Origin of the sequence: Mycobacterium sp., assembly GCF_035499775.1 — a bacterium.
Taxonomy (GTDB): domain Bacteria; phylum Actinomycetota; class Actinomycetes; order Mycobacteriales; family Mycobacteriaceae; genus Mycobacterium.
On record NZ_DATJYB010000322.1, the window covers coordinates 1 to 9,415 of the forward strand.

Genomic DNA, 9,415 nt, shown 5'->3' on the forward strand with positions numbered 1-9,415 from the left:
ATAACAGAGCGATTGCTCTGTTATCTAGGGTGGTGAGTGTGACGCTGTCGGCACGGCTTACCGCCTGGGCGACTGAAGTAGGACCGCTCAGCGGCGCCGATTCACACCCGACATCGCGAGACGCTCACCCACCCCGGGAACAAAGTCCGAACGCCTGCCGTTAAGATGGTCAACAAGTTGAGTGACTCAGGCTCAAGTCTGGGTTGACAGCCAGGCTCCAGAAGGGGCAGTCTTGAGCGGGGTTCACTCATCATAGTGCAGGAAAGAAGAAGCCCTACCAACTCAGGAGGAATCACTATGGCTCGTGCGGTCGGTATCGACCTCGGGACCACCAACTCCGTCGTCTCAGTTCTCGAGGGTGGCGACCCCGTGGTCGTCGCCAACTCGGAAGGGTCGCGGACCACACCCTCGGTTGTCGCGTTCGCGCGCAACGGCGAAGTGCTCGTCGGCCAGCCGGCAAAGAACCAGGCGGTGACCAACGTCGACCGCACAGTTCGCTCGGTCAAGCGGCACATGGGCACCGATTGGTCCATCGAGATCGACGGCAAGAAATACACCGCGCAGGAGATCAGCGCCCGCATTCTTCAGAAGCTGAAGAGGGACGCCGAGGCCTACCTCGGTGAGGACATCACCGACGCGGTCATCACCGTGCCCGCGTACTTCAACGACGCCCAGCGGCAGGCCACCAAGGAGTCCGGCCAGATCGCCGGCCTCAACGTGCTGCGCATCGTCAACGAGCCGACCGCGGCGGCGCTGGCCTACGGCCTGGACAAGGGCGAGAAGGAACAGACCATCCTGGTCTTCGACCTGGGCGGCGGCACCTTCGACGTCTCGCTGCTCGAGATCGGCGAGGGTGTGGTCGAGGTTCGCGCCACCAGTGGCGACAACCACCTCGGTGGTGACGACTGGGACGAGCGCGTCGTGCAGTGGCTGGTCGACAAGTTCAAGGGCACCAGTGGCATCGACCTGACCAAGGACAAGATGGCCATGCAGCGGCTGCGTGAGGCCGCCGAGAAGGCCAAGATCGAGCTGAGCTCGAGCCAGAGCACCTCGATCAACCTGCCTTACATCACCGTGGACGCGGACAAGAACCCGCTGTTCCTCGACGAGCAGCTGACCCGGGCCGAGTTCCAGAAGATCACTCAGGACCTTTTGGACCGCACCCGCCAGCCGTTCCAGTCCGTGATCAAGGACGCCGGCATCTCGGTGTCCGACATCGACCACGTGGTGCTGGTCGGCGGTTCGACGCGTATGCCCGCGGTGTCCGACCTGGTCAAGGAGATGACCGGCGGCAAGGAGCCCAACAAGGGCGTCAACCCCGATGAAGTTGTCGCGGTGGGAGCGGCTCTTCAGGCAGGTGTGTTGAAGGGTGAGGTGAAAGACGTTCTGCTGCTTGACGTTACGCCGCTGAGCCTGGGTATCGAGACCAAGGGTGGCGTGATGACCAAGCTCATCGAGCGCAACACCACGATCCCGACCAAGCGGTCGGAGACCTTCACCACCGCGGACGACAACCAGCCGTCGGTGCAGATCCAGGTCTACCAGGGTGAGCGCGAAATCGCCTCGCACAACAAGCTGCTCGGCTCCTTCGAGCTGACCGGCATCCCGCCGGCTCCGCGCGGCGTCCCGCAGATCGAGGTCACATTTGACATCGACGCCAACGGCATCGTGCACGTCACGGCCAAGGATAAGGGCACCGGCAAGGAGAACACGATCAAGATCCAGGAGGGCTCCGGCCTGTCCAAGGAGGAGATCGACCGGATGATCAAGGATGCCGAGGCGCACGCCGAGGAGGACCGCAAGCGTCGCGAGGAGGCGGACGTCCGCAACCAGGCCGAGACGCTGGTCTACCAGACGGAGAAATTCGTCAAGGAGCAGCGTGAGGCCGAAGGTAGCCCGGTGCCCGAGGAGACGCTGAGCAAGGTCGAGGCCGCGGTGGCCGACGCGAAGTCGGCGCTCGGTGGATCGGACATCTCGGCGATCAAGACGGCGATGGAGAAGCTGGGCCAGGAGTCGCAGGCGCTGGGACAGGCGATCTACGAAGCCACCCAAGCCGCGCAGAACGCCGCGTCTGACGCTTCGGGCCCCCCGCCCGGCGCCGGTGGTCACGGTGGCAGCTCAGCTGACGATGTCGTGGACGCGGAGGTGGTCGACGACGATCGGGAGTCCAAGTGACCGAGGGAAATCCAGAACAGGTAACGGTCACCGACAAACGACGGATCGACCCCGAAACGGGCGAAGTTCGGCACGTCCCTTCCGGCCCCCAATCAGAAGGGGTGCCGGGAGGGGCGCCATCGGCGGCATTCGCGGGCGAATCGCCCGAGGAGGCCGGCAAGGCAGCCGAACTGCTCGGTGATCTGCAACGTGTGCAGGCCGATTTCGCCAACTACCGCAAGCGGGCGCTGCGCGACCAGCAGGCGGCGGCGGATCGGGCCAAGGCCGCCGTCGTCAGCCAATTGCTGGGTGTGCTCGACGATCTGGAACGGGCCCGCAAGCACGGCGATCTGGATTCGGGTCCGCTGAAGTCGGTCGCCGACAAACTGGCGGGCGCGCTGAGCGGTTTCGGCCTGACGGCGTTCGGCGCCGAGGGCGAGGATTTCGATCCGGCGCTCCACGAAGCGGTGCAGCATGAAGGCGACGGCGGTCCGGGCTCCAAGCCGGTGATCGGCACTGTCATGCGGCAGGGCTACAAACTGGGCGACCAGGTCCTGCGCCACGCTCTGGTGGGCGTCGTCGACACGGTGCCCGGCGACATCCCCGGTGAAGTCGAAACAGAGGCGGTCGACACGGGCGATAACCCGGACACCCCGGTCCAGCAGGGCACAGAATCAGAATCAGCGGAAGATTAGTGACAACCATCGAGGAAGGCGGGAGGGGGTGACGCGATATGGCCCAGCGTGAATGGGTCGAGAAGGACTTCTACAAGGAGCTCGGCGTCTCCTCCGACGCCAGTCAGAAAGACATCAAGACGGCCTACCGCAAACTGGCCTCCGATCTGCATCCGGACAAGAACCCCGCCGGAGCAGAACGGTTCAAGGCGGTTTCTGAGGCCTACAGCGTGTTGTCCGATGAGGCCAAGCGCAAGGAGTACGACGAGACCCGTCGGCTGTTCGCCGGCGGGGGCTTCGGTGGCCGGCGGTTCGACACCGGCGGCTTCACGGGCGGTTTCGGCGGTGACGGCGCCGAGTTCAACCTCGGCGATTTATTCGACGCTGCCGGTCGGTCCGGCGGCGCCAACATCGGCGACCTGTTCGGCGGTCTCTTCGGACGCGGCGCCAGTGCCCGTCCCAGCCGGCCGCGACGGGGCAACGACCTGGAGACCGAGACCGAGCTGAGCTTCTTCGAGGCCGCCAAGGGCGTGGCCATGCCGTTGCGGCTGACCAGCCCGGCGCCGTGCACCAACTGCCACGGCAGCGGCGCGCGGCCGGGCACCAGCCCGAAGGTGTGCCCAAACTGCAACGGCGCCGGTGTGATCAGCCGCAATCAGGGCGCGTTCGGTTTCTCCGAACCGTGCACCGAGTGCCGGGGTAGCGGCTCGATCATCGAGCACCCCTGCGAGGAGTGCAATGGCACCGGTGTCACCACCCGTACCCGCACCATCAATGTGCGGATCCCGCCGGGTGTCGAGGACGGCCAGCGGATTCGGCTGGCCGGGCAGGGCGAGGCCGGGTTGCGCGGTGCCCCGTCGGGTGACCTGTATGTGACGGTGCATGTGCGGCCGGACAACGTGTTCGGTCGCGACGGTAACGACCTCACCGTGACCATTCCGGTCAGCTTCACCGAATTGGCTTTGGGCTCAACGCTTTCAGTGCCGACGTTGGATGGCACCGTCGGCGTCCGGGTGCCCAAGGGTACCGCCGACGGCCGCATCCTGCGGGTGCGTGGACGCGGTGTGCCCAAGCGCAGCGGCGGTAGCGGGGACTTGCTTGTCACCGTGAAGGTTTCCGTCCCGCCGAACCTGGAGGGCGCCGCCGAGGAGGCGCTGCAGGCCTATGCGGCCGCCGAGCGGTCCAGTGGTTTCGACCCACGCGCCGGATGGTCGGGTAATCGCTGATGGCCAAGAACTCCAAGAGAGAAGAAGCCCGGACGTTTTTGATCTCGGTAGCCGCCGAGCTCGCCGGCATGCACGCGCAGACGTTGCGCACCTATGACCGGCTCGGTCTGGTCATCCCGCAGCGCACGTCCGGTGGCGGGCGCCGCTATTCCCAGCACGATGTCGATCTGCTGCGCGAGGTGCAGCGACTCTCGCAGGACGAAGGCGTCAACCTGGCCGGCATCAAACGCATCATCGAGCTGACCAATCAAGTCGAAGCGCTGCAGTCGCGGCTGAAGGAAATGGCCGACGAGGTGGCGGTGTTGCGTGCCAACCAGCGCCGCGAGGTCGCGGTGGTGCCCAAGAGCACGGCGCTGGTGGTCTGGCAGCCGCGCCGCTGACTCGCGGCCGCGAGCGCGCCCATATGTACAGGAAAACGCCCCTCTCCCCGGCATTTTGGGGCCCCTCGCCGCCGGATCTTCACAAGAATCGCGCCGCTAGACGCGGATCGAGAACCGGACGAGCGCAGGTTCGCCGGGGTGCGCGCACCGGTAACCGCCGCGGCACAACGCATCCGTCGGCGCGGTCATCGGCTCGAAACACACCAAATCTTCGCCGGCCGGCGCGAAGATCTGCGTAGCCGGATACCCCTGTTCGAACCGCACCTCGATGCGGCGGCCGCCGCCGGACACCGCGAACGCCGCGCCGTCGGCGACCTGATCGTAGGCGTCGTCAAAGGCCTTGTGACCCAACCGATCCGATGTGGCCGGCTGGGCGGCGGTCTCGCCGGTGGGCAGTCCTCGCTCGTCGAGGGCCAAGTGCCGCAGCGGCGGAGTGTCGATGATCCAGTCGCCGCGGGCCACGCCGGGCAACTGCAGATAGGGGTGGAAGCCGAAGCACAGCGGCACGGCCTTGTCGGTGGTGGCCGCCACGGTGGTGTCCACGCTCAACGTCCGGTCGGCAAGCGCGACGCGCACCACCAGCAGGTGGGGGAACGGGAAGCTGGCCAGCAGCGCCTGGTCGGCGCCGAAGTCCAACTCGGCGATCAGCTCGTTGGCCGACTCGCTCATGACTCGCCAGCCCGGGTAGGCGGCGAGCAGGCCGTGGATCGGCAGCCCGTTTGGGTCGGTGCGGACCCCAGCGGCCGTCGGATCCACGATGACGAACTCGCCGTCGACCGTATATTCGTTGGAGCCCAACCGATTTGCCCACGGGTAGAGGATCGGGATCCCCATCGTCTTGCCAGCGGTGAGGTAGGCGTCCAGACCGCGGCGCTGGCCGAGTAGTTCCACCCCGTCGTCGGTCAGCGACGTGCCGATCATGCCGGCTTCGGGCACGAACTGGGCGGCCACCGACGACGACGGGTCACGCAGCGTGACGACATGCACGGCGGTCAGCCTAGTTCAACGCGGTTGTGTCGTGCTAGCGCGACAGCGGATCATGCTGAATACGTTGCGGCGCAGCTCCTTTGGCGATCAGAGCGGCCTTGGTGGCGCGGACCATGGCCGGTCCGCCGCAGATCAGGATCTGCCGGTCGCCCCAGCCGCCGTATTTGGTCACCACTTCGGGTAGCCGACCGGTTTGGTGTACGTGCAGGCCGCGCGGCGGCGTGACGTCGGGGTATTCGGCGGCCCAGGCCGGGTCGCGGCGGTACTCCGACACCGGCGAGACCGACAGCCACGGATTGTGCGACGCGACCTCCCACAGCGTGCGCAGGTCGTAGAGCTCGCACTGGTAGCGGGCGCCGAAGAACAGGTGTACCCGTGGATTCACCGCGTAACGGCTGAGGTCCATGATCAGTGCCCGCAGCGGCGCCAGACCGGTGCTGCCGGCCACCATCAGCACGTCCCCGCCGTCGCGGTCGACCCGCATGGCGCCGTGCGGACTGGATATCCGCCACCGGTCGCCGGGCCGCGTTTCGTTGACGATCGCGGTGCTGACCAAGCCGCCGGGAACCAGGCGGACGTGAAACTCGATGCCGCCATTGGGGTCGACCGGAATCGCCGGGCTGAGAAATCGCCAGCGGCGTGGGCATTGCGGAATCTGGACATTGACGTACTGGCCCGGGTGATAGTGCATAGGGCGGTCCAGACGCAGCCGAACGACAGCCAGGTCGCGCGACACCCGACAGTGCTCGACGACCGTGCCGTCCCACCAGGCGGGTCCCTCCTCGGCGTCGGCGGCGCCGCTCATCACCCCGGTGATCAGGTTGAGCGACTGAACGGCCGCATCTTCGACGGCAGCGGTCCAGGCCTCGCCCAGATGGGTGCGCAGCGTCGCATGCAGCGCCTGGCGCATCGTTTCGTAATGGCGCGGCAGCACCCCGTACTTGCGGTGATCCCGGCCGAGCTGGGCCAGAAACGCTACCGGCTCGTCGGCGCGCTGGGCCACCAGCTCGCCGTAGACCCAGTGCAGGGCCTGGGCGAAAGCGGCCCGCTGGCTTGCCATTTCGGGCGGGAACAGGTCGCGCACCGAGACGTCGAGGGCAAACCAGTGCGTGTAGAAGCGATGGACGACCTCGTTGGGGACGGCTGACTCATCCTGCTTGAAGGCGTCGTGCAACACCCGCAACGCTTGCCGGTCGTCCAGGCCCACGAACCACGATTCTAAGCCGCCGTGGAAGCGGCCTGCCGAGCCGAACGCATCGATCGGTGAAGTCGACAGTTCTAAGCCGGACACGGCCGGAGTGCAATTTGCGCGTACCTCGGCATCCGAAATGAAGTAGTCCACTACTGGTTCGGTGCACCGATTTCGGACATACCGTTGCCCACGGCATATCGACGTCGGCCGGCTGGTTCGCCGGTGCGTCGCTGATGCCTGGATGCCCGGCGACAGGGAGCAGCGATGACTGAAACAGACGTGCAGATCGGGACGCAGTTCGGGCCCTACCTGCTCAAGCGGTTGATTGGCAGCGGCGGCATGGGAACGGTGTATGAGGCCCAGGACACCGTCATGGACCGGGTCGTCGCCCTGAAGCTGATTTCGGGGACCTACGCGCAGGATCCGGACTACCGACGGCGGCTCCAGCGCGAAGCCCGGATCGCCGGACGGCTCCACGACCCTCATGTGGTGTCGATCCACTCCACTGGCGAGATCGACGGGCAGCTCTACGTCGACATGCGCTTGGTCGACGGCACCGACCTGGACACCATGCTGAAGCAATCGGGGCCGCTGCCGCCGGCCAAAGCGGTGTCGGTAGTGCGCCAGGTCGCCTCGGCACTGGATGCCGCCCACGCCGCCGGGGTGCTGCACCGCGACGTGAAACCGGGAAACATCCTGATCACCGCCGACGACTTCGCCTACCTGGTGGACTTCGGGATCGCCAACGCCGCCACCGAGCAGAAACTGACCCAGGTCGGCGACACCCTCGGAACATGGACCTATATGGCCCCCGAGCGGTTCAACGGCGATGAAACCCAGGTGACCGCCCGTGCGGACACTTACTCGCTGGCGTGCGTGTTGTTCGAAGCGCTCACCGGATCGCCGCCGTTTACCGGGGACCGCGCGACCCTGGTCGCATCCCACCTGACGCAGCCGCCCCCGCGCGCCAGCGTGCGCTTCGGGCTGCCTCCGGTACTGGACGACGTGATCTCGCGGGGCATGGCCAAAAAGCCCGAAGAGCGGTATGCGACCAGCGGTGAGTTCGCGCAAGCGGCCGAGCAGGCCATCGGGCAGTTGGGCTCCGCGACTGCCGCCTTCACGTTGCCGATTAGTGTTCCGCGGACGCAGGCCGGCCCCACCACGCCGCCGCCAGCGCCCGCGAACTGGGCACCGGCCCCTGCTGCACCGACGGCGTACGGGCCGCCCACCGGCCCCGTCGGCCCGCCGACCGGTCCACCACCAGTGCAGCCGTGGCCGCAACCCGCGCCGACGCGTCGCAAGGGCCACTGGATTGCGATCGCGGCCTCGGTGGCACTCGTCGTCGCGCTGGCTGCCGGCGTCGGGATCTGGAAGCTCACCGGCAACAAGCCCGCGGGAGCGAAAGGTCCCGATATCAGCAAACTGGACGTGGGACGTTACGGGACGCAGCCACGTCCGCTGACGGGCGTCACGAGCAAAGAGGAAGGCGTATTCCTCGAGGCGTTTCGTCTCGCCGAGGGCATCGCCGACCCCTATGACGTCGACCCCATCCTGGATCACATCTACGGGAATCCGATTGCGGACACAAAGACGGCTGCCACGTCGATCTCCGGCACCGGAACCCCACTCGTGCAACCGGTGTTGGACAAATACGGGATGATCGCGGGCTATCTGCTCGAGGGCCTCGACAAGGGCCTCTTCGACTTCACCCGCAATCCGAACGGCGACCTGGTCAGGGTCCTGTTGACCAGCTTCCCCAACGACGATTCTGCGGCGCGGGCCGCCGCAGAGATGGACGCTGTCGACTTCGCGGTCAACCCGGAGAACAAGGTGGCGCAGATCCCGGGCTACCCGCAGGCAAAGGCGCACTATCGGCCGGATTCCCCCTCGGTTGCGGCGACCGTGGCCATCGGCCGTGTGGTCCTATCCATCGGCGTTCGCAGCGACAGCAAGCCCGTCCTGGACTATCTGGTGCAGCGGATCAAGCGCGCCATCGATCTGTCGAAGCCGCTCATCGCCAAGCTGATTCCGTTCGCCGAAGCCAGCCTTACGTCGATCCCGCGCGACCCGGACAACATGCTCAGTCGAACTTTCGTCGCGGGAGAACAACCGAAGATATCCGTGGGCTTCGGGAGCATGGGACCGCTCACGACCACTCCGTGTGTAGACGGCCAAGCTCTAAAGGACGGACTGTCCGCCCAGGCCGGGGTCGACCGGTGCGCGTTCAGCGCTGACAGTCAACTATTGCGGGCTCGAGACGACAAGGCGGCACAGGCGCTGTTGCCCAAGCTGGTCGAGGCGGCCCGGGAGGAATACATCGACCACGACGTGGCGCCGCCAGTCGGACTCCCTGATGCGCGCTGCTACGAACTGAAGCAAAAAATCTGGGCCGACAACGCGAACGGTCGCTTCCAATGTGTGGTCTCGTTCGGGCGCTACGTCGCCACGGTTTGGAGCAACGAGGAAAAGGACGCCAAACAGCGCGCAGCCGCCCAGTACGCGATCCTGGTCAACAGCGCGTGAGTGGCGAAGCCCGCTATAGGTGGTGAATTCCCTTGTACAGCACCAATAATCCGATCAGCACCAGAATCGCGGCGACCAGGGCGGCGTTGTGCTTTTCCATCCAGTTCTTGACTCGCTCCAGCGGAGGGTCGGCGCGCCCGCCGGCGACCGCGTAGGCCAGGATCGGAATCGCGACCGACGACGCGGAGACGCCGACGAACAGTGCGGCGGAGGCCACGGTTCCGGCGGCACCTAGCGCGTCGGTGCCGATCGACAAGCCTGCCGCCGCGCAGATGAACA

The 9,415-nt window shown here is 66.3% G+C and carries 8 protein-coding genes; 5 read left to right on the forward strand and 3 right to left on the reverse strand.

The window, feature by feature from the left end:
* The first annotated feature begins 297 nt into the window (after positions 1 to 297).
* From dnaK to VML93_RS20320, 4 genes are read left to right on the forward strand one after another with little or no spacing between them, the layout of a single operon-like run.
* A complete protein-coding gene (gene dnaK / locus VML93_RS20305) occupies positions 298 to 2,175 on the forward strand; it encodes a molecular chaperone DnaK (protein WP_325613436.1) in 1,878 nt (625 codons plus the stop codon).
* Positions 2,172 to 2,849 (forward strand): nucleotide exchange factor GrpE, encoded by a 678-nt coding sequence (gene grpE / locus VML93_RS20310; protein ID WP_325613437.1) that lies wholly within the window; start codon positions 2,172 to 2,174, stop codon positions 2,847 to 2,849. Before dnaK ends, grpE begins: the two co-directional genes overlap by 4 nt.
* Positions 2,850 to 2,887: 38 nt before the next feature.
* Positions 2,888 to 4,054: a molecular chaperone DnaJ gene (dnaJ, locus tag VML93_RS20315; RefSeq protein WP_325613439.1), complete on the forward strand. Its 1,167-nt coding sequence runs from the start codon at positions 2,888 to 2,890 to the stop codon at positions 4,052 to 4,054.
* Positions 4,054 to 4,434, forward strand: a complete 381-nt coding sequence (locus VML93_RS20320) for a heat shock protein transcriptional repressor HspR (RefSeq protein WP_325613440.1) — start codon at positions 4,054 to 4,056, stop codon at positions 4,432 to 4,434. The genes dnaJ and VML93_RS20320 overlap by 1 nt, the downstream gene beginning before the upstream one ends.
* Positions 4,435 to 4,530: 96 nt before the next feature.
* Here the strand turns inward: VML93_RS20320 and VML93_RS20325 are convergent, their stop codons facing one another.
* Positions 4,531 to 5,421, reverse strand: a complete 891-nt coding sequence (locus VML93_RS20325; RefSeq protein WP_325613441.1) for an aldose 1-epimerase — start codon at positions 5,419 to 5,421, stop codon at positions 4,531 to 4,533.
* Between the two features lie 34 nt (positions 5,422 to 5,455).
* Complete coding sequence (locus VML93_RS20330; RefSeq protein ID WP_325613445.1) at positions 5,456 to 6,628, reverse strand: FAD-binding oxidoreductase; 1,173 nt, start codon at positions 6,626 to 6,628, stop codon at positions 5,456 to 5,458.
* Between the two features lie 249 nt (positions 6,629 to 6,877).
* On the opposite strand from VML93_RS20330, the gene VML93_RS20335 reads away from it, so the two are divergent.
* Complete coding sequence (locus VML93_RS20335; RefSeq protein WP_325613443.1) at positions 6,878 to 9,136, forward strand: serine/threonine-protein kinase; 2,259 nt, start codon at positions 6,878 to 6,880, stop codon at positions 9,134 to 9,136.
* Between the two features lie 13 nt (positions 9,137 to 9,149).
* Here the strand turns inward: VML93_RS20335 and VML93_RS20340 are convergent.
* The coding region (locus tag VML93_RS20340) for a GAP family protein (RefSeq protein ID WP_325613444.1) at positions 9,150 to 9,415 on the reverse strand (266 nt) is incomplete at its 5' end.

Coding starts and splice junctions, on each gene's coding strand:
- VML93_RS20320 (WP_325613440.1), top strand. CDS start 4,054: ATGGCCAAGAACTCCAAGAGAGAAGAAGCCCGGACGTTTTTGATCTCG.
- dnaK (WP_325613436.1), top strand. CDS start 298: ATGGCTCGTGCGGTCGGTATCGACCTCGGGACCACCAACTCCGTCGTC.
- VML93_RS20335 (WP_325613443.1), top strand. CDS start 6,878: ATGACTGAAACAGACGTGCAGATCGGGACGCAGTTCGGGCCCTACCTG.
- dnaJ (WP_325613439.1), top strand. CDS start 2,888: ATGGCCCAGCGTGAATGGGTCGAGAAGGACTTCTACAAGGAGCTCGGC.